This window comes from Anaerocolumna xylanovorans DSM 12503, assembly GCF_900143645.1.
Lineage (GTDB): Bacteria > Bacillota > Clostridia > Lachnospirales > Lachnospiraceae > Anaerocolumna > Anaerocolumna xylanovorans.
In genome coordinates this window covers 475,511-497,283 of the sequence record NZ_FRFD01000004.1, presented here as the reverse complement: position 1 = coordinate 497,283, position 21,773 = coordinate 475,511, and the positions used below count along the sequence as shown (strand labels likewise).

The window sequence follows — 21,773 nt, the reverse complement described above, 5'->3', positions numbered from 1 at the left end:
TATTTTTTAATGATATAGTGTACAGGCAGTGAAAACAAGGTATTATATTATACTTTGCCTGTAATTTATTATGTTCATGGAGAACCGAAATGATGCATTTAAGAGGATTTTTGTCGGGATTCATATTGACAGAAAAAGTATCATGTTTTATATTTAACAGTACGATGTAACCTTTCATTGGATGCAAAAGCAGATGTATCCATAATTTACAAAAGGAAAGGTAAAGGAATCAGGTTGAAGAAACAAAAACTTTTTTTCAACTACCAATTATCAAATATCCAATCAAAAATTGGATATTCAGGAAAAAGGTTAGTGTGAAATAAAAAACATTTCACACACAACTTTGTGCCTGCGGCCCAAAGTTTGCAGGTACAGGAAAGGCATGGATATTAATATGAAAAAAGTAAGAACCAGATTTGCACCCAGCCCTACAGGAAGAATGCATGTAGGAAATTTAAGAACTGCTCTCTATGAGTATCTGATAGCAAAGCACGAAGGAGGGGATTTTCTTCTGCGTATTGAAGATACGGATCAGGAACGGTTTGTAGAAGGTGCTACGGAGATCATATATAACACCTTAAAGAAAACAGGGCTGGTTCATGACGAGGGACCGGATAAGGACGGAGGATATGGGCCTTATGTTCAAAGTGAGCGCCAGACAAGTGGAATTTATTCAAAATATGCCAAGGAGCTTATTGAGAAAGGGGAAGCTTATTATTGCTTTTGCACCAAGGAGCGCCTTGCTACCTTAAAGAGTGTGGTTTCCGAGGAAGAAGAGAAAGAAATTATTAAATATGATAAGCATTGCCTTCACCTTAGTAAGGAGGAAATCGAGGCTAACCTGGCAGCGGGAATTCCCTATGTTATCCGCCAGAACATCCCATTAGAGGGTACAACCACCTTTACGGATGCTATTTATGGGGAGATAACGGTAGAAAATGCGGAGCTTGATGATATGATTCTTATTAAGTCCGACGGCTATCCTACTTATAACTTTGCTAACGTAGTAGACGACCATTTGATGGATATTACACATGTAGTAAGAGGAAACGAATATCTGTCCTCTACTCCTAAATATACAAGGCTTTACCATGCCTTTGGATGGGAGGAGCCTGTTTATGTACACTGCCCGCTTATCACCAATGAGGAGCATAAGAAGCTTTCTAAAAGAAGCGGTCATTCTTCCTTTGAAGATTTACTGGAGCAGGGCTTTGTAACAGAAGCAATCGTGAATTTTATTGCCCTTCTTGGCTGGAGTTCCGGTACAAATGAAGAGCTCTTTACACTGGAAGAATTGATTAAGGAGTTTGATTATACCCATATCAATAAATCCCCGGCTGTATTTGATATGGCAAAATTAAGATGGATGAACGGTGAATACATCAAAAAGATGGATAATGACAAGTATTATGAGCTGGTGCTTCCCTATGTCAAGGAAGTTGTTCATAAGGATTATGACTTAAAGAAGATTGCAGATCTTGTAAAGAGCCGTATTGAAACCTTATTGGATGCAAAGGATATAATTGATTTCTTTGAGGAACTGCCGGAATATGACATCGCTATGTACACTCATAAGAAGATGAAGACCGATTCCGAAATCTCTTTACAGGTGTTAACGGAACAGCTTCCGCTCTTAGAAGCTCTTGAGGATTACTCTGTGGAGGGCATTGAAAAGACCGTGATGGGCTATATTGCAGACAAAGGCATTAAGAACGGTATGGGACTCTGGCCTCTTCGTACGGCGGTATCCGGAAAGCAGTCCACTCCGGGAGGAGCCTATGAGATTATGAATATTATTGGAAAGGCGGAGAGCCTTAGAAGAATACAGGTTGGCATTGAGAAATTAAGGCAGGGATAAGCCTATGGAAATAAATCAGCCGCAGCTTGCGGCAATCAGACATAACACCGGGCCCATGATGGTACTTGCCGGGCCCGGTTCCGGTAAGACGCTGGTAATTACCAGAAGGGTGCAGCACCTGATTGAAGAACATGGTGTTAACCCTTCTAATATACTGGTTATTACCTTTACGAAGGCAGCGGCGGAGGAGATGAAGGAAAGATTTTATAAACTCACCGGGCAGAAACACCCGGGAGTTTCCTTTGGAACCTTTCATTCGGTATTCTTTACCATATTAAAATTTGCCTATGGCTTTAATGCTTCTAATATTATCAGGGAAGAAAAACGCTATACCTTTATGAAGGAAATTATATATAAGCTTTCCTTAGAGGTAGAGGATGAAAAGGAATTCTCGGAGGAGGTTCTTTCGGAAATCAGCCTTGTAAAAGGGGAAAGACTGGATTTGGAGCACTATTATTCCGTTAACTGCGCGGATGATAACTTTAAGAAAATATACCGTGCTTATGAAAATAAGCTTGCGGAATCCCATCTCATAGACTTCGATGACATGCTGGTATTGTGCTTAGAGCTTTTAAGAGAAAGGCCGGACATTCTATCCCTGTGGCAGAACAAATTCAAGTATATCTTAATCGATGAATTCCAGGACATCAATAAAATTCAATATGATGTTATAAGGCTTTTAGCGAAACCACTGAATAATCTGTTTATTGTGGGGGATGACGACCAGGCCATATACCGGTTCAGAGGAGCAAAGCCTGAAATAATGCTGCATTTTACAGAGGATTACCCGGACAGCCAAAGGATTGAGCTTACCAACAACTACCGTTGTGCGGGGAAGATTATGCAATGCGCCTCGGCATTGATTAAGAATAATACCAGACGTTATGAGAAAGAGATAAAATCTGCCGTAAGGATAAGCGGAGAGGTTGCCATCCGTTCCTTTGAAAGCATGAAGGATCAGAATCTTTCCGTGGTTGGTGAGATATTAAAATACAACAGAGGGGGGATGGATTTTTCCCAGGTTGCTGTCTTATTCCGTACCAATATCCAGCCAAGGGCACTGGTGGAAAAGATGATGGAGTACAATATTCCCTTTCAGATGAAGGATCGAATCCCGAACCTGTATGAACATTGGATTGCCCAGGATATTATCGCCTATATCAGGCTTGCGGCAGGAGAGAGGGAGAGAAGATTCTTTTTGCAGGTTGCTAACAGGCCCAACCGCTATATTAACAGGGAAGCCATGAAGGACCCCTATATTGATTTTCTTACGTTAAGAAAATTCTACGGTGATAAGGACTGGATGCTTGACCGCATTGATAAGTTAGAGTATGACCTAAACCTTATTAAAAATATGAATCCTTACGGAGCGGTTACTTACATAAGAAGGGGTGTTGGCTACGAAGGTTTTATGGAAGAGTATGCAAGAATCCGGAACTTAAAAATAGAAGAACTGATAGAGGTTCTGGATGAACTATCGGAAAGTGCCAGGAATTATGAGACTTTTGCCGCATGGTTTTTACATATGGAGGAATACAAAGAGGAATTAAAGAGAAAGGCAAAGGAATCCAGGGAAAGGGGAGGAGACAGAGTGACCTTAGCCACTATGCACAGTTCTAAGGGATTAGAATACCAGGTGGTATTTATCATTGATGCCAATGAAGGAATTACCCCTTACCGAAAGGCAGTTCTGGATGCAGACATGGAAGAGGAGAGAAGACTTTTTTATGTTGCCGTAACCAGGGCAAAAGAATACCTGCATATATATTCTTCCAAGGAAAGATACAACAAAGAACTTCCTTTATCAAGATTTGTAGGTGAGATGCTCTTAGACCGGGATACCCTCTCTCCGGGGACTCTTGTAGAACATAAAACTTATGGAAGAGGACTGATTAAAACAAACCAGGACGGCAAGGTTACCATCTATTTTGAGGAGAAATCCGTATACAAGACTATGAATCTGGACTATTGCATCCAGAACAGACTGTTAACTATATGCCAATAGAGTGAAGATTAAAGAGCGAATTTCACTTAAAATTAAAAGAAGCCCTCTGGTTTTCACACAATAAGTGAAAACCAGGGAGCTTTTATGATCTACCTTATTTATGGGAAGAGATTTTATTCTTCGTCTTCGCCTTCGTCCTCATCTTCATCATCGAACATTTCGTCGAACTCTTCGCTGTCCATTAATTCATCAAATGCATCGGAAACAGCTTCGAATTCTTCGTCATTTTCAATGTTAAGCAGTTCGATTTCATCATTGTCATGCTCTATGAACTGATATAAGAAGATTTCGCCTTCTTCGTCTTCCTCGCTGTCAGCGGGTACGAGCGCGATATAATCCTTCTCTCCTACAGGGAATATGCAAAGAACTTCACATTCTAACTCACTGCCGTCATCCAGTGTTAAGGTTACATTCATATGCTCATGCTCATGTTCATGATCATGTCCGCAGCCGCAATCATGGCCGTGTACGTGTTCGCTCATTTAAATACCTCTCTTTCAGTATGCCTGTTGTTCTTTAAGGCATAAATATTTATACAGGGATTCACGAAAAAAAAAGCCTATCATAAACGCCCTTTATAGTACAATTTGACTTTACCAGATAACCTGTTAAAATGCAAGGCAAACTTGGTCAAAATACAGAGATATTTTTCATAAAACATATTGACAATAGATAAAATTTGAATAAAATAGACAATAGATTTGACTGGAATGGTAAAGCCCTCAAATCGGCTTATTATAGGCAGTTGCAGGACTTATGGCTATAGGGAGAGGAGAACATGGGTGTCTACAATTAATGCGAAGGATAGCAGCAGACCAACAGATAACCGCGGCTTAAACAGGTATAATCAGAATAGGACAGACACAGGCGGCAAATCAGATAAAACAGGTACCGGCAGACCTTATGTAGCAGGGAGTAATAAGAACAGGACCATGAATCAGACTGCATGGAGTAATAAAGAACAAAGAGATGTTAAGTTAAATGGTGTGAGAAATAATAAGAATACGAACTCTGTAAGTGGCGGCAACAGGGATAACAGAGGTACAAGGCCAAATGGCAATGGAAAGCCTTTTGGTTATGGCGGCGGATATGGGTTCCATAAGGATGATGATTATGAGGACGGTAACCGGAAAAATAAGTATTCTGCCGGCGGCCAGCGTAGTGAAGTAAAATCAAAGAGTGCCCCAGGCAAGGAGAAAGAGCCGCAGTCAGATAAGCTTGAAACTATCAAACGGCTGGAAAAGGAAAAAAAGGCACTGGAGCGTAGGAATCAGGAACTGGAGAAAGAAAAAGCAAAGCAGAATAAACCTCCTATGAAAAAGAAGAGAACCGGCAACATAGATTGGACAAAAGGCTATGCAAAAGGACTGTATGGAGATGACGATGAAGATGATTACACCGATTATTTTTAGAAAGAGGTCTTTTTAAATGCTTTTGCCACAAAGGAAATAAACAAAAGGAAAGCAAAAAGGAAAAGCATCTTTGGCGGAAAACAATAAAGATGCTTTTTCTTTTAGGATAAAGATGGCAGGAAGCCTGTGAAAAGAGGAATCAATGGGAGATACGGCAGAAATAATTAAAATATCGGTAAGAAATCTGGTAGAATTCATATTCCGCTCCGGTGACCTTGACAACAGGACGGGCGGAAGAAGAGAAGCAGAGGCTATGCAGGAGGGCAGCAGGATTCACAGAAAAATTCAAAAACAGATGGGCAGCAGTTATACCGCAGAGGTGCCCCTTAGCATCACTCTCCCCATATGCAAGGAAGAGATTGAATTCCTCTTAGTGGTAGAAGGCAGGGCGGATGGAATTATAAAGGAAGAAACGACGGTTACCATTGATGAAATCAAGGGAATGTACATGGATCTTGAATACCTTTTAGAGCCGGTGCCGGTGCACAGGGCACAGGCTATGTGTTATGCCTATATTTATGCATTGCAGAATGAACTTGAGAGAATCGGAATACAGATGACTTATTGTAATCTCGACACAGAGGAGAAAAAGTATTTTGAAGAAACGTTTGTTTTTTCGGATTTAAGCCGGTGGTTTGAAGACCTTACATCTGAATATGCCAAATGGGCACTCTGGCAGATAAAGTGGAGCCGGAAGCGAAATGAAAGCATAAAAGGGATGGAATTCCCTTTTTCCTACAGGGAAGGGCAGAAGAAGCTGGTATCGGATGTGTATCTTACGATTCTTCGGAATAAAAGGTTGTTTATTGAAGCACCGACCGGAGTGGGAAAGACCATATCTACGGTTTTTCCTGCAATTAAGGCTATGGGAGAGGGATTAGTACAAAAGCTGTTCTACCTGACAGCCAAGACCATCACAAGGACGGTAGCGGAAGAAACAAAGCAGCTTCTTACCGGGAAGGGTTTATTGCTTAAGTCAGTTACCATAACGGCGAAGGATAAAATCTGTATACTTGAAAAGGCCGACTGTAACCCGGATAGCTGCGAAAGGGCAAAGGGACATTATGACAGGGTAAATGAAGCTGTCTTTGATTTGCTGATATCAGAGGATGATATCTCCAGGGAGAAAATACTTATATTTGCTGATAAACACAAGGTATGTCCTTTTGAAATGTGTCTGGATACTGCCACCTGGGCTGATATGATAATCTGCGATTATAACTATGTATTTGACCCTAATGTTTATCTGAAACGCTTTTTTCAGAATGAGAAGAAGAACGACTATGTGATTTTAATAGATGAGGCTCATAACCTGGTGGACCGCGCCAGAGAGATGTACAGTGCGGTACTCGTAAAAGAAGAATTTTTGCAGGTGAAAAGACTGGTAAAGGGAAAGGATAAGACATTTGAGAAAGCCCTGGATACCGTAAACAGTGACCTGCTAAAGCTAAAAAGGGAATGTGATGAGACAAAAGAGCAGGAGAATATATCGGATTTCGTACTCCACCTTCTGCACCTTATGAGCAAATATGAGGATTTTCTTACAGAGCATAAGGATTTTGACGGGAAAGAAGAGGTTCTGCTAACCTATATGAATATCCGGCATTTCCTTGGAATTTATGATGTTTATAACGATAAATATATCACTTATACGGATTATACCGAACAGGGGGAATTCTTCCTAAAGCTTTTATGCATGGACCCTTCGGATAACTTAAAAAGCCGGCTGGATAAGGTAAGAAGCGCGGTATTCTTTTCAGCGACACTGCTGCCTATAAGGTATTACAAGGAACAGCTTGGCGGAAGGGAAGAGGATTATGCCGTCTATGCTCCCTCTCCTTTTGAGAAGGAAAACCGCTTTATTGCCGTTGGGAGGGATGTAAGTACCAGGTATGCAAAAAGAAGTGAAAAAGAATACAGAAAAATTATCGAATATATTAAGGTGTTCACAGAAAGCAGACAGGGGAACTATATGGTGTTTTTCCCTTCTTATCAGATGCTGAATCAGGTAGAGGAGCTTTCAAGAGGAATTCTTACAAATGTAATTGTACAGGGAAGTTCTATGACAGAGGAAGAAAAAGAAGGCTTTTTAAATGACTTTACTCTAAATCCGGACAGCACAAGAATTGCTTTTTGCGTTATGGGAGGGATTTTCAGTGAAGGAATTGATTTGAAATATGACCGCTTAATCGGAGCTGTTATAGTGGGAGCAGGGCTTCCTATGGTAAGCGGAGAGAAGGAACTGTTCCGGAAATATTACCAGGAGACTAAAAATAGCGGCTTTGAATATGCCTATTTGTACCAGGGGATGAATAAGGTACTGCAGTCTGCCGGAAGGGTAATAAGGACCACCGAGGATAAGGGGGCGATTCTCCTTTTGGAGGAAAGGTTTTTGGATAACCGCTATCAGGAGCTGTTTCCTATGGAATGGTTCCCTTATCAGGTGGTAAACAAAGAGGAACTTAAAGGTCTGATTGAACAATTCTGGCTATCTAAAAGTGAAGGGAACTTCTGTTAGAGTAAAAACGGCGTGAAGTTTCCAGAAAGTCCATTCCCTTAACATTTCGGAAAGTGCGGTTAAGAAGGTGATAGAGCAGAGCACCTATAAATCCGCCAAGCAAGCCATAGAGGATATCTTCAATATCACATCTGCCAAAGCTAAGCAAGGCCTGTAAGCCTTCTATTACAAGGGGGAATAAAAGGAGTAACAGAAAACGGACTAAGCGGGAACTTCTTTTCATAAGCAGAATAATAAAAAATCCATAGGGAAGATATACCAGTACCCTGTCTGCCAGATAGAAAAATATCTGGGACAGGGTTCTATTTTTATCCATAAAGTCTGTTATAAAGCCAGCCAGGGTGAAAAAGGGTACAAGATTAAGAGAGGAAAGCTCCTTGTTGTAGCTATAGTCGGTATTATGAAGGAACAGCCAAAGAACAAGAAAAACGGTGTAAAGCAGTAAAAATAAAATGGAACTGTTGCGGAAATACTTCTTAAAATTGGTATAACGGCTGCCTTCATCCCATAAATTTCTTAGGGTGCAGTATATAATACAGCATATCCAGTGAATCACAGGAAATAAAAAGAGTCTTGCGGAATAAGTGATAATATCCGAATCATTTCCTACATAAAGAAGAAAGAGAATAATACCCCACATCAGAAGGTGCAGGAGCTGGTAGCTAAAGCAGGCTTCAAAGTGCAGACCAAGCACCAGTACCGTATGACAGAAGAGCAGTGCCAGCAAGGCAGTAATGATAAAGGCTAATAGAGAAACCTTCAGGAAATAATATGCTGTAAACTCAAGAACAATGGTCAAAATACTAAACAGGATAACAGCTGTTGTGGTATAGGATGTACTTTTTTGCATAACAGGCACCTTCTTTCTTCATTTGTATGTATATTTGTATTTATTTTAAATTCACTGTAATAATTGCACTTTATTTTGGAGGCAGGTGAATGTGACCACAGAAAAATCTCCGGGACATTCGCCGTCCAAATGAATTACCTGGGGAGCCACAAGCTTTACCGTCAGTTCCTGGCAATCAAAAGTTTCTACTCCTTGAAAGCCGGTATGCTTTCCAATCAAAAGAAAAGGAAGTATTGCCAAAACCCGAAGCTTTGAAAGACCGTGCACAAAGCAGATGGAGAGCTTTCCGTCATTAGGGTCTGCGCCCGGAGCCATTTTCATACCGCCTCCTTCATATTTTTGTATCATGGAGGTAACTAAGAGAAGCTTTCGGTAACTCTTAAAAGTACTGCCGTCCGCAGAAATCATACCCTCCATAAAAGGTCTTGCAAAAAGCTGCTTTAAAGCAATCAGTATGTAGGTTAGCTTGCCCAGTTTTATGTGGTTTAAAAAAGTTTTTAAGGGAGTGCGTAAAGCTTCTTTGCATACGGAGGCATCATAGCCAAGTCCGCTGCTTACTAAAAAGCGGTTATACAGCTTCTTATCAGGGCTGGCAGCAAGACCCACATCCATCAAATGAATATGTGTACTGTTTAATATCCGGTTCAGGTTTTCAATCGGATCTTTTGACAGTCTAAGGCTTCTTCCCAAGTCATTGCTGGAACCTGCCGGTATATAACCTATGTGAATCCGTTCAACTTCAGGGATACCATTTACTACCTCATTAACAGTTCCGTCACCGCCTACAATAATAAGCTTTAAAATACCTTCATTTTCATAAAAAATATGCTTTGCAAGTTCGCTTCCATGACCTGCATGAGTAGTCAGATAGCTCTTGTACTCAACAGACCTCCTATCCAGCTCCTTTTGGACCTTATGCCAGATTTTAAGCCCTTTTCCGGTACAGGAGTGTGGATTTATAATAAAGTAATACATGCATTCCCCTATTCCTGCGCATACTTTGCGCATGTAACGTTAAATCTATGTAAATTTTATCGGATATTACAGGCAAAGTCAACACTGAACATATTACAGATGCCATGTAAAACATATGACAAATGTAACTTGAGTAAACAATGGAATTTCGGTATGATAAAAGCATAAAGCTAAGGAGGTAATTATTCATGAAATTAACACCATCTAATCTAATATGGGGGATTATTTTTATTATACTGGGAGTAGGGTTCGGAGGAGAAGCAATGGGATTGTGGGACTTTAACATTTTCTTTTCCGGCTGGTGGGCTTTAATTATTGTTATACTAAGTGTAGTGAGCATTATCCAGAACGGTCCGAAGACAGGAAATATCATCTGGCTTGCCATTGGCGGTATGCTATTTTTAGGGCAGCAGGATATCGTAGATTTTGATGTGATAGGCAAGCTTATTGTTCCCGTAATTTTTGTTTTAATCGGAATTAGCATTATATTCCGCAATTCCTTTCATTTAAAGAGAGACCAATTTAAAAATGTGAAGTTCCAGGGGGGCATGAACCAGCATTCAGCAATCTTTGCCGGAAATGAATATCATGTACACGGTGAGAAATTCATGGGTACAAATATGAATGCCATCTTTGGAGGAGTAGAGCTGGATTTAAGAGAAGCAATTATTGAAGAAGATATTGTTATTAACGCGACAGTTGCTTTTGGCGGTATTGACATTACAGTGCCTGGCAATGTAAATGTCAAGGTATCCAATATACCTATCTTTGGCGGGGTAAGTAATAAGGCCGGCAGAACCTATAATGAATCGCTGCCCACTATTTACGTTAACTCTACCTGTATGTTTGGGGGGATTGATATTAAATGAGTGAATTCCAAAGAATTATAAAATATGCAGCAATGGCCTTTGCTATCTTTTTAACGGTTGCGATTATTACAGGTATAGTCGGAGGAGTATTGGCTTTAACAGGAGCTATTTCCGCGGTATCGGATAAAAAGAATAAAACGGAAAGTACGGCAGGAAGTGATAGTGTGGATTTTGATAAGGAATTTGAGGGAATTGTGAATCTTCACATCATGAATGGAGTCGGTGAACTTACGATTGAGAAGGGGAGCAGCGATAAAGTAAGAGTAGAGGCATCCGATGTTACAAAGGATTTCCGTGCAACGGTTGTTTCCGGTGATGAATTAAAGATTAGTACCAAGAGCGATTTCTGGAATATATTCAGCTGGGGAATAAATGTACACAGAAAGCCGCGTATTACCGTGTACCTGCCCGAAGGCTTTGAAGGAAGAAACGTTGTAATTGATGCCGGTGCCGGAAATATAAAGTTAGAGGATTTAATTTGTGAAAAGCTTGATATCAATGCCGGTGTAGGAAATATTAATGGAAACAACATAAAGACCAGTACTCTTAACGTCGATGGCGGCGTAGGTGAAATAACACTGGATGAGGTAACGGCAGATGATTCTGATATCAATGCAGGAGTTGGAAATATCCATATCCAGGGAACGCTTAACGGAAAAAATACCGTAGATGCAGGAGTGGGAGATATCAGGCTGATTCTGAAGGGTTCAGCGGATGATTATAACATTAAAGTGGACCCGGGTGTAGGAAGTGTTTATGTAGATGGCAATAAATACGGAAAGATGTCGTGGAACAATAAAACAGCAGAAAACTCCATCGATATTGACGGTGGGGTAGGAAGTATACACATTGATTTCAAAAACAACTGATTGTAAGTTGTTGCAGAAATTAATAAAACACAAAAAGAAAAATGCATGAGAAACCGGATTATCAGCGGTTTTTCATGCATTTATTGTTTCATTCCGTATATGGAAGGGTACATATGGAAATAAATATAGGAAAAGGCAGATTCTTAATCTTTGCCCGTTCTAAAATTAGGTTATGCATGACATTGTTGATAAAATATGGTATACTATCCATTAGTTTCATAAGCAAAGATGTTATAAAATACGAGATAGCACGGGAAGAATGAGATTCCAATAAAATAAGATAGTAAGAGTGAAAGAAACTGCATAGAGGCTTCTTTCAGCAGATTTTGTGCCGCTATGAGCGGCGGAATTAGAAATTGGATTGAAAAATAGTTTTCAAATCAAAGATTTGATATTTACGAAAGGAGTTAATATGGCAAGAAACATAAAGAGCAGCAAAGAATTAGGTAGCTTTAATGATTACGAGCTTCTTTTCGAGGAGGAATTAAAAGACATAAACAGCGTTGGTATCTTGTTAAAGCACAAAAAAACAGGTGCCAGGATAGCAATTGTCTCCAATGATGATAACAATAAGGTATTTTCTGTCGGCTTTCGTACACCTCCCCTTGACAGCACCGGAGTAGCTCACATTATTGAGCATTCCGTATTGTGCGGTTCCAGGGAATTTCCGGCCAAAGATCCATTTATTGAGCTTGCCAAGGGTTCTTTAAATACCTTTCTAAATGCAATGACCTATCCGGATAAGACGATATATCCGATAGCCAGCTGCAATGAGCAGGATTTCCAGAATTTGATGCATGTATATATGGACGCGGTTTTCTATCCGAACATCTACCAAAAAGAGGAAATCTTTAAGCAGGAAGGCTGGCATTATGAGCTGGAGAACATGGAAAGTGAGCTGATCTATAACGGCGTAGTCTATAATGAGATGAAGGGGGCGTTTTCTTCACCGGAACAGTTCTTATTCCGTACAATTCAAAATGCTCTTTTTCCGGATACTGCTTATGGCGTGGAGTCTGGCGGAGATCCCGAGTTTATTCCGGATTTGACATACGAGGAGTTCCTGGATTTCCATAGGAGATATTATCATCCTTCCAACAGTTATATCTATCTGTACGGTGATATGGATGTAAATGAGAAGCTTACCTGGCTTCATGAAAAATATTTAAGCCAGTTTGAGTACCATTTTGTGGATTCTGAAATAAAATTCCAGGAGCCTTTTAAAGAAAGACGGGAACTGACTTGCTTTTATCCCTTAAGCGAACAGGACGATTTGGCTTCTAATACCTATCACAGTTATAATATGTCCATCGGCACCAGCCTTGACAGTGAATTATGCATGGCTTTTCAAGTGCTGGAATATGTTCTTTTGTCAGCACCGGGAGCCCCTCTTAAGCAGGCTTTATTGGATGCCGGTATTGGCAAGGATATTATCAGCAGTTTTGACGGGGATACCTACCAGCCCATATTCTCTGTGATTGCAAAGAATGCGGACATTAATCAAAAAGAAGATTTCTTAAAGGTTATAAAGGAAACACTGGAAAGAGTAGTAAGAGAGGGAGTGGATGAGAAATCTCTGCGTGCTGCTATTAATTACTATGAATTCAAATACAGAGAAGCAGATTTCGGACAGTTTCCCAAAGGGCTTATGTATGGGATCCAGATGTTAGGCAGTTGGCTGTATGACGATTCCAAGCCTTTTATCAAGCTGAATTCCAATGTTCTCTTCGAAAACCTTAAAGTTAAAATTCATACGGATTATTATGTAAGACTGATTGAAAATTATTTATTAAACAATCCCCATGTAGCCCTGGTAACTCTTGTGCCCAAGAAGGGACTCACTTCTGAAAAAGAGCAGAAGTTAAAAGAAAAATTGCAGGATTATAAGAATGACCTCTCGAAAGAAGAACTCGAAAAGCTGATTAAAGATACGGGCAGCTTGAAGGAATATCAGGATACTCCGTCTACCAAGGAGGAACTTGAAAGCATCCCGCTTCTTAGTGTGGAGGATATCGACAAGAAATCCCAGCCCTTTTACAACGAAGAAAAGGATGTGGATGGTATTACCATTGTACACCACAATGTCTTTACCAACGGAATTGCTTACATGCGGCTGATATTTGACCTGGAGGACATTCCGAAGGAATTAACTCCTTATATCGGGCTTCTTTCCTCTGTCCTGGGAGTGGTAGATACAGAGCATTACAGCTATCTGGAGCTGTCCAATGAAATCAACATTCATACCGGAGGTATCAACTGCGATTTGAGCTGTTACGGCAAAAAGAGCAGCCCAAATGAATACCTGCCCGCCCTGATACTGGACGTAAAAGCCCTGTATGAGGAAATGGATGATGCTTTTGATTTATTAAAGGAAATCATAAGCTTTACTAAGCTTGAGGATAAGAAGCGTCTGCTAGAAATTATATCCGAGACAAAATCAAGACTTCTTATGCATTTAACTTCAGCAGGACATTCGGCTGCCGTTGACAGGGCAATGTCATACTTTTCTGAAAGCTCCAGGTTCAGTGAAGAAGTTAAGGGCATCGCTTTTTATAAATTCATTGAAAAGCTGGAGGCAAACTTTAGTGAAGAAGCAGATGAGCTTATCAGTAAGTTAAAGCTTTTAATGGACTATATTTTCCGCAGAGAAAATCTTATTATCAGCTTTACTTCCGATGAAGAGGGGATTGATACCCTGAAAGGAAAACTGCTTCCCTTTGTGGAACAGTTGACGGAAGAGCCCGTTGAGAAGTCAGCTGAGCATTTTGAATTAAGAAAAGCTAACGAGGGCTTTAAGACCTCCGGACAGGTACAGTATGTAGCAAGAACAGGTAATTTCTTAAGAGCAGGATATGAGTACACCGGAGCTTTAGAGGTACTAAAGGTTATCTTAAGCTATGAATACCTTTGGACCAATATACGTGTAAAGGGCGGAGCTTATGGCTGCATGTGCGGCTTTTCCAGTATCAGCGGAAATGGCTATTTTACATCCTACCGTGATCCGAACTTAAAGGAAACCAATGAAATCTATGAGAAAACTGCTGATTATATAAGAAACTTTACGACAGACGACAGGGACATGACAAAGTATATCATTGGAACCATCAGCGGAATTGATACCCCCCGTACACCCCGTATGAAGGGAGATGTCTCCATGGGGGCTTATCTTACAGGTCTTACGGGAGAAGATGTACAAAAGCAAAGAGATGAAATCCTTCATGCAACCAAGGAGGATATCAGAAAACTTGCAGATATCGTAAAGGCTATTATGGACTGCAAAAATCTCTGTGTCATTGGCAGTGAGAGTAAGGTTGAGCAGGACAGGGATTTATTTATGGAAGTAAAGAACCTTTCCAATTAAATACAAAGACAAAAGAAAGTGTGAAGAATAATCAATGAAAAAACAAGAATTTAAATCGGGGTTTGTGACTTTAATCGGACGCCCCAATGTCGGAAAATCAACTTTAATGAACCATTTAATCGGGCAGAAAATAGCAATAACCTCCGATAAGCCCCAGACCACAAGAAACCGTATACAGACGGTGTATACAAAGGAAGACGGGCAGATAATCTTTCTGGATACCCCCGGAATCCATAAGGCGAAGAATAAGCTGGGAGAGTATATGGTATCTATCGCGGAACGGACCATGAAGGAAGTGGATGTAGTGCTGTGGCTGGTGGAGCCGACTACCTTTATCGGAGCCGGCGAGCGGCATATTGGCGAACAGCTCTTAAATGTGAAGACCCCGGTTATTCTTGTTATCAATAAGGTGGACACGGTAAAGAAAGAGGAAATCCTGAAATTCATTCAAGCCTATAAAGATCTTTATGCCTTTGCGGATATTGTACCGGTATCCGCATTAAAAGGGGAAAATACAGGGGAACTGTTAAACACTATTTTTAAATATCTGCCCCAGGGACCTATGTATTACGATGAGGATACCATTACGGACCAGCCGGAGAAGCAGATTGCGGCGGAGCTTATCAGGGAGAAAGCCCTAAGGCTTTTAAGCGATGAGATTCCTCACGGAATTGCAGTGGCAATTGACAGCATGAAAGAAAGAAAAGGCGGCAGCATGATGGATATTGATGCTACCATTGTATGCGAAAGAGACAGTCATAAAGGCATCATTATCGGAAAAAACGGCGAAAAGTTAAAGCAGATTGGCATACAGGCCAGAAGAGAAATCGAAAACCTACTGGACATGCAGGTGAATTTAAAGCTTTGGGTTAAGGTAAAAAAAGACTGGCGTGACAGTGATTTTCTAATAAAGAATTATGGTTACGACAGGAGAGAGATTTAATCTGTATAATCTGTTGTCTGGATAGTATTCCCGGTTTAAAACAGACTTAATGTGGGTATGCTTTTAGTGTAACCAAAAAGTATGTTTTAGAAGGGGGAAAACAAGATGAGAAACAATGAATACTGGGAAATATTTGCAAGGAGTGGAAACATATACGATTATTTAAGTTACATTGCTTGTACCGTAGAAAGAGGTATGGATAGCAGAAACGGTAACAAGAAAGAGGGTGGCAGCCATAATGACAGCATCGGCTGTGACGGGGATGGTTCTTTCAGCCATGCCCGTGGGTGAGTATGATAAAAGACTGGTCATACTTACAAAAGAAAAAGGAAAAATCACTGCATTTGCAAAAGGCGCTAGAAAACCCGGTAGTGCCTTTTTAGCATGCAGCAATCCTTTTTCCTTTGGAACCTTTGAACTGTTTGAGGGCAGAAATTCTTATACGGTTCTGTCCGTTAACATCACAAATTATTTCGAGGAATTAAGAATCAACGTAGAAGCAGCTTATTTTGGGATGTATTTTTGCGAGCTGGCAGATTATTATGGTCATGAATTCGAAGACGGAGGAGAGAGCCTTAAACTTCTTTACCAATCCTTAAAAGCTCTGACCCTTGAAAATATAGGGAAAACACTGGTAAGAAGAATATATGAGCTTCGCCTGTTTCAGATAAATGGTGTGGCACCCCAGGTATTTGCCTGTGTAAAATGCGGAAGAAAAGAGAATCTTTCCTCCTTTTCCGGAAATCTTTCCGGAGTTCTTTGCCAGACGTGTCATACGGATGATAAGTATTCCACGAAAATATCGGATGCAGCTCTTTATACCATGCAGTACATACTAAGCGCTTCATTAACAAAGCTCTATACTTTTACTGTATCGGAGGAAGTTCTAAAGGAGCTGGAAGACTGTGTGGACAATCATGCAAAGAGACAGATTGACAGAGAATTGAAATCCTTAAAAATCCTGAAAATGATTCTGCTGCCATAATTTTAGGTTGAAATTAACAGTTTTTAAGGTTACAATGATAAAGACTTTAACGATATCCAGATGGAGGAAAATTATGCGAAAAATATTTTTTAGTACGGCCCTCTTGCTGTGCCTTGTGATGCTTGTCGGCTGTAGTAAAAATAAAGAAATTGATACGAAAAATATCCAGAAAAATACCTTCCTTATAAAGAAGGACGGCAGTATCGAAGCCGGTACAGTGGAAAGCTTTGATAAGGCTTATTATAATCTTGAGGAACTTGAAAAATATGTCACTGATAAGATAGGCAAGTATAATGCCTCAAAAGGGGCAGAGACAATTGCCAAGAAGAACCTGGAGCTTAAGGATGCCAATGCAGTACTGGTTATTACCTATGAGACCATAGATGATTATAACGGGTTTAATCAAACTGATGATAAGCTTCTGACTACGGCTGAAGCTAAAAATGGAAATATAGAGCTTCCGGAGAGCTTTACGGCGGTAAAAAAACACAAGACGGTAACGCTTAATAAGGCTTTAGAGAATAAAAAATATAAGGTGTTAATCTTAAAAGAGAAGCTTGACGTATTGTTGCAGGGTACTATAAAATATTATTCTGGCGGAACACTGGTGGATAAGCATAACATAGAGACTGCTGAGAGCGGCAGTACCATTATCGTTTATAAGCCGTAATTCAATAAGGAATTAATACAGCCATAAGAGGTAGATTTGATATCCACGAAAGAAGATAGGTTGAAAAAACACAAGACTGTTTTTTCAACTACGTATTCAAGAATATCAAATCAAAGATTTGATATTCACGAAAGGAGATAAAATGGAAAAGACAATGGAGAAAATAGTAGCCTTGGCAAAGGCGAGAGGATTTGTATATCCGGGTTCTGAAATATACGGAGGGCTTGCAAATACCTGGGATTACGGAAATCTTGGAGTGGAACTGAAGAATAATGTGAAAAAAGCCTGGTGGTCAAAGTTCATACAGCAAAATCCTTATAACGTAGGTGTTGACTGTGCTATCTTAATGAATCCACAGACCTGGGTGGCTTCCGGACATTTAGGCGGCTTTTCTGATCCTTTGATGGACTGTAAGGAATGTCATGAGAGATTCCGTGCCGATAAGATTATAGAAGATTATGCAGCAGAACATGGAATTGCCTTTGAAAATGCGGTAGATGCCTGGTCACAGGAAGAGATGAAAGCATATATTGATGAACATAGTATAAATTGTCCCACATGCGGCAAACATAATTTCACTGACATCCGTCAGTTTAACCTGATGTTTAAGACTTTCCAGGGTGTAACAGAGGATGCTAAAAACGTTGTATACTTAAGACCTGAAACCGCACAGGGCATATTCGTAAATTTTAAAAACGTACAAAGAACTTCCAGAAAGAAGATACCCTTTGGTATCGGACAAGTCGGTAAATCCTTCCGTAATGAAATCACACCCGGAAACTTTACCTTCCGTACCAGAGAATTCGAACAGATGGAGCTGGAGTTTTTCTGTGAACCGGATACAGACCTTGAATGGTTTGCATATTGGAAGCAGTTCTGCATTGACTGGCTGTTGGCATTAGGCATGAAGAAAGAAGAAATGCGTATCAGAGACCATGAAGCAGCAGAACTTTCCTTCTATAGTAAAGCTACAACGGATATTGAATTCTTATTTCCTTTTGGCTGGGGGGAATTATGGGGCATTGCAGACAGAACAGACTATGACTTAACTCAGCATCAGAATGTATCGAAGGAAGATATGGGCTACTTTGACGATGAAAAGAAGATTAAGTATGTTCCTTATGTAATTGAGCCATCTCTTGGAGCAGACAGAGTTACCCTTGCTTTCCTTTGCGGAGCTTATGATGAAGAGGACTTGGGAGACGGGGATATCCGTACGGTGCTTCATTTCCATCCTGCATTGGCACCTGTTAAAATTGGCGTGTTTCCTCTTTCCAAGAAGCTTTCCGAAGGAGCAGAGAAAATCTTTACGGATTTAAGCAAGCTTTACAACTGTGAATTTGACGATAGAGGTAATATCGGTAAGAGATACAGAAGACAGGACGAAATCGGAACACCTTTCTGTATTACTTATGATTTTGAATCCGAAACAGACGGCTGCGTAACAGTCCGTGACAGAGACACCATGGAGCAGGAAAGAGTACGCATAGAAGAACTGAAAGTTTATTTTGAAAAAAAATTCGAATTCTAAGCTGTCTGGAATAAACTTCTTAAAAAGTATAATAAGTAAACCATATGGATAATATCGATGGTGGATTGTTGACAGACTATAGTTTTATTGATAATTCATGAAAATAATAAGAATAAATGATAATTTTAGCCTAATTTAAAGGAAAAAAAACTTTCCTTAAATAGCAAAGTTATGTTATAATGTTAAGTGGTGACTAGAAAGTCAAAATATTGAAATTTTATTAGGAGGTAATTACCAAAATGGCAAAATGGGTATATTTGTTCAAAGAAGGTAAAGCAGACATGAAAAACCTGCTTGGTGGTAAAGGTGCTAACTTAGCCGAAATGACTAATTTAGGGCTTCCCATTCCCCAGGGCTTTACTGTAACAACAGAAGCTTGTACCGACTATTATAACAGTGGAAAGAAAATTACTGATGAAATCAAAGGGCAAATCTTTGACGCACTCAAAATCTTAGAAGACCAACAAGGAAAGAAGTTTGGCGATACAGAGAATCCTTTATTAGTTTCAGTACGTTCCGGAGCCAGAGCTTCCATGCCTGGTATGATGGATACAATTCTTAACTTAGGCTTAACTGATGTTGCAGTAGAAGGTTTTGCAAAGAAAACCGGAAACCCAAGATTTGCATATGATTCCTACAGAAGATTTATCCAGATGTTCTCTGATGTAGTTATGGAAATCAGCAAAGCTAAATTCGAAAGAGTTTTAGATGAAATTAAAGCGAAGAAAGGTGTTAAATACGACACTGAACTTACTGCTGATGATTTAAAAGACGTTATTGTACAATTCAAAGCTTTATATAAGCAGGAAAAAGGCACCGATTTCCCTCAGGAGCCTACAGAACAGTTAATTGAAGCTGTTACTGCAGTATTCCGTTCATGGGACAACCCTCGTGCTATTTACTATAGAAGAATGAATGATATCCCTGGCGACTGGGGAACAGCTGTTAACGTACAGGCCATGGTATTTGGTAACATGGGTGATACTTCCGGTACTGGTGTTGCTTTCACACGTAATCCTTCCACTGGTGAAGCTAAGATTTACGGTGAGTATTTAATCAACGCTCAGGGCGAAGACGTAGTTGCCGGTATCAGAACTCCTCAGCCTATCAGCAAGCTTGAACAGGATATGCCGGAAGCTTATGAAGAATTCATGAGAATTGCTACTTTACTTGAGAATCACTACAAAGATATGCAGGATATGGAATTCACTATTGAAGATAAAAAACTTTTCTTCTTACAGACACGTAACGGTAAGAGAACAGCTCCTGCAGCTCTTCAGATTGCCTGCGATTTAGTAGACGAAGGAAAGATCACAAAGGAACAGGCTATCTCAAGAATTGAAGCTAAATCCTTAGATCAGTTATTACATCCTGGATTTGATGTAGCAGCCTTAAAGGCAGCAAAACCTGTTGGAAAAGCTCTTCCCGCTTCTCCTGGTGCAGCAGCTGGTAAAGTATACTTTACAGCAGAAGATGCTAAGAAGAATCACGAAAAAGGTGAAAGAGTAGTTCTTGTTCGTCTTGAGACATCACCTGAAGATATCGAAGGTATGCATGCAGCAGAAGGTATCTTAACTGTTCGCGGAGGTATGACCTCTCACGCAGCTGTTGTTGCCCGTGGTATGGGAACAGCTTGTGTATCCGGTTGCGGTGAAATTAATATTGATGAAGAAGCTAAGTTCTTTACAATCGCTGGACAGACTGTAAAAGAAGGAGATTATATCTCTCTTGACGGTTCTACAGGAAGTATTTACATTGGAGATATCCCTACTGTAGAAGCTGCTATCAGCGGTAATTTTGATAGAATTATGACATGGGCTGATGAAATCAGAACATTAAAGGTAAGAACAAATGCAGATACTCCTGCAGATGCAGCTAACGCTGTTAAGTTTGGAGCTGAAGGTATTGGCCTTTGCCGTACAGAGCATATGTTCTTTGACGCTGAAAGAATTCCTAAGATTAGAAAGATGATTCTTTCTAAGACTGTAGAAGCAAGAGAAGAAGCTCTTAACGAGTTAATTCCTTTCCAGAAAAGTGACTTCAAAGGCTTATACGAAGTTATGGAAGGAAGACCTGTTACTATCCGTTTCTTAGATCCTCCGTTACATGAATTCGTTCCTACAGAAGAGGAAGATATCGTTGCATTAGCAAAAGATATGGGTCTTTCCGTAGAAGAAGTAAAAGCAACCTGTGATTCTTTACACGAATTCAACCCTATGATGGGTCACAGAGGATGCCGTCTTGCCGTAACATATCCTGAAATCGCTAAGATGCAGACAAGAGCCGTTATGGAAGCTGCTATCGAAGTTAAGCAGGAAAAAGGCTTTGACATCATTCCTGAAATCATGATTCCTTTAGTAGGTGAGAAGAGAGAGTTAAAATTTGTTAAAGACATTGTAGTTGAAACAGCAGAAGCTGTTAAGAAGGAAAAAGGATCTGATATCGAATACCATATCGGTACTATGATCGAAATTCCTCGTGCTGCATTACTTGCAAACGAGATTGCTGAAGAAGCTGAATTCTTCTCCTTCGGTACAAACGACTTAACACAGATGACATTCGGTTTCTCCCGTGATGATGCTGGTAAGTTCTTAGACTCTTACTACACCAACAAGATTTATGAGTCTGATCCTTTCGCAAGACTTGATCAGGACGGTGTTGGCCAGTTAGTTAAGATGGCATCTGAAAAAGGACGTGCTACAAGACCTAACATCAAGCTTGGTATCTGCGGCGAGCACGGTGGAGATCCTTCAACCGTTGAATTCTGCCACAAGGTAGGATTAAACTATGTATCCTGCTCACCTTTCCGTGTGCCTATCGCAAGACTTGCAGCAGCACAAGCCGTACTCAATAATAAATAATTTCAATATACAGAAAAGCAGCCCTTTTAGGGCTGTTTTTCGTTATACGGCTTGTGCTGCAGAGCA

Annotated in this window: 16 protein-coding genes; 13 read left to right on the top strand and 3 right to left on the bottom strand. The window is 40.2% G+C overall.

Annotation, left to right across the window (positions count from 1 at the left end; all coding sequences use genetic code 11):
* Positions 1-394: 394 nt before the first annotated feature.
* Both gltX and BUF11_RS08340 read left to right on the top strand, forming a co-directional pair.
* A complete protein-coding gene (gene gltX / locus BUF11_RS08345) occupies positions 395-1,858 on the top strand; it encodes a glutamate--tRNA ligase (protein ID WP_073588405.1) in 1,464 nt (487 codons plus the stop codon).
* Between the two features lie 4 nt (positions 1,859-1,862).
* Positions 1,863-3,863, top strand: coding sequence for an ATP-dependent helicase (locus BUF11_RS08340; protein WP_073588364.1), 2,001 nt, complete (start codon positions 1,863-1,865; stop codon positions 3,861-3,863).
* 113 nt (positions 3,864-3,976) lie between these two features.
* Here the strand turns inward: BUF11_RS08340 and BUF11_RS08335 are convergent, their stop codons facing one another.
* Positions 3,977-4,345, bottom strand: coding sequence for a DUF1292 domain-containing protein (locus tag BUF11_RS08335; protein WP_073588363.1), 369 nt, complete (start codon positions 4,343-4,345; stop codon positions 3,977-3,979).
* 300 nt (positions 4,346-4,645) lie between these two features.
* Between BUF11_RS08335 and BUF11_RS08330 the strand changes: the two genes are divergently transcribed.
* Complete coding sequence (locus BUF11_RS08330; protein WP_073588362.1) at positions 4,646-5,275, top strand: hypothetical protein; 630 nt, start codon at positions 4,646-4,648, stop codon at positions 5,273-5,275.
* A gap of 142 nt (positions 5,276-5,417) precedes the next feature.
* Positions 5,418-7,793, top strand: coding sequence for an ATP-dependent DNA helicase (locus tag BUF11_RS08325; protein WP_073588361.1), 2,376 nt, complete (start codon positions 5,418-5,420; stop codon positions 7,791-7,793).
* Here BUF11_RS08325 and BUF11_RS08320 read toward each other — a convergent pair.
* Together BUF11_RS08320 and BUF11_RS08315 are read right to left on the bottom strand one after the other, a co-directional pair.
* Positions 7,768-8,643 carry a VanZ family protein gene (locus BUF11_RS08320; RefSeq protein ID WP_073588360.1) on the bottom strand — a complete coding sequence of 292 codons (876 nt, stop codon included), beginning with the start codon at positions 8,641-8,643 and terminating at the stop codon, positions 7,768-7,770. The two genes, BUF11_RS08325 and BUF11_RS08320, sit on opposite strands and share 26 nt — an antisense overlap.
* Positions 8,644-8,694: 51 nt before the next feature.
* Entirely contained in the window at positions 8,695-9,618 is a 924-nt protein-coding gene (locus tag BUF11_RS08315) for a diacylglycerol/lipid kinase family protein (RefSeq protein WP_073588359.1), read from the bottom strand.
* Between the two features lie 188 nt (positions 9,619-9,806).
* Between BUF11_RS08315 and BUF11_RS08310 the strand changes: the two genes are divergently transcribed.
* The 9 genes from BUF11_RS08310 to ppdK all read left to right on the top strand — a co-directional run bounded on the left by BUF11_RS08310 (position 9,807) and on the right by ppdK (position 21,707).
* The gene (locus BUF11_RS08310) at positions 9,807-10,487 is read left to right on the top strand and encodes a LiaF transmembrane domain-containing protein (RefSeq protein ID WP_073588358.1); all 681 of its coding nucleotides are present in this window, start codon (positions 9,807-9,809) and stop codon (positions 10,485-10,487) included.
* Positions 10,484-11,356: a DUF4097 family beta strand repeat-containing protein gene (locus BUF11_RS08305; RefSeq protein WP_073588357.1), complete on the top strand. Its 873-nt coding sequence runs from the start codon at positions 10,484-10,486 to the stop codon at positions 11,354-11,356. The genes BUF11_RS08310 and BUF11_RS08305 overlap by 4 nt, the downstream gene beginning before the upstream one ends.
* Positions 11,357-11,768: 412 nt before the next feature.
* Positions 11,769-14,717, top strand: a complete 2,949-nt coding sequence (locus BUF11_RS08300) for an insulinase family protein (RefSeq protein ID WP_073588356.1) — start codon at positions 11,769-11,771, stop codon at positions 14,715-14,717.
* A gap of 34 nt (positions 14,718-14,751) precedes the next feature.
* The gene (gene era / locus BUF11_RS08295; protein WP_073588355.1) at positions 14,752-15,660 is read left to right on the top strand and encodes a GTPase Era; all 909 of its coding nucleotides are present in this window, start codon (positions 14,752-14,754) and stop codon (positions 15,658-15,660) included.
* Positions 15,661-15,765: 105 nt separating this feature from the next.
* Positions 15,766-15,951, top strand: a complete 186-nt coding sequence (locus BUF11_RS24010) for a hypothetical protein (RefSeq protein WP_139243336.1) — start codon at positions 15,766-15,768, stop codon at positions 15,949-15,951.
* Positions 15,899-16,645, top strand: coding sequence for a DNA repair protein RecO (recO, locus tag BUF11_RS08290; protein ID WP_073588354.1), 747 nt, complete (start codon positions 15,899-15,901; stop codon positions 16,643-16,645). Before BUF11_RS24010 ends, recO begins: the two co-directional genes overlap by 53 nt.
* Positions 16,646-16,718: 73 nt before the next feature.
* Positions 16,719-17,315 (top strand): hypothetical protein, encoded by a 597-nt coding sequence (locus tag BUF11_RS08285; RefSeq protein ID WP_073588353.1) that lies wholly within the window; start codon positions 16,719-16,721, stop codon positions 17,313-17,315.
* A 142-nt stretch (positions 17,316-17,457) separates the two neighbouring features.
* Positions 17,458-18,846, top strand: coding sequence for a glycine--tRNA ligase (locus BUF11_RS08280; RefSeq protein WP_073588352.1), 1,389 nt, complete (start codon positions 17,458-17,460; stop codon positions 18,844-18,846).
* 239 nt (positions 18,847-19,085) lie between these two features.
* A complete protein-coding gene (gene ppdK / locus BUF11_RS08275) occupies positions 19,086-21,707 on the top strand; it encodes a pyruvate, phosphate dikinase (RefSeq protein ID WP_073588351.1) in 2,622 nt (873 codons plus the stop codon).
* The last annotated feature ends 66 nt before the right edge of the window (positions 21,708-21,773 follow it).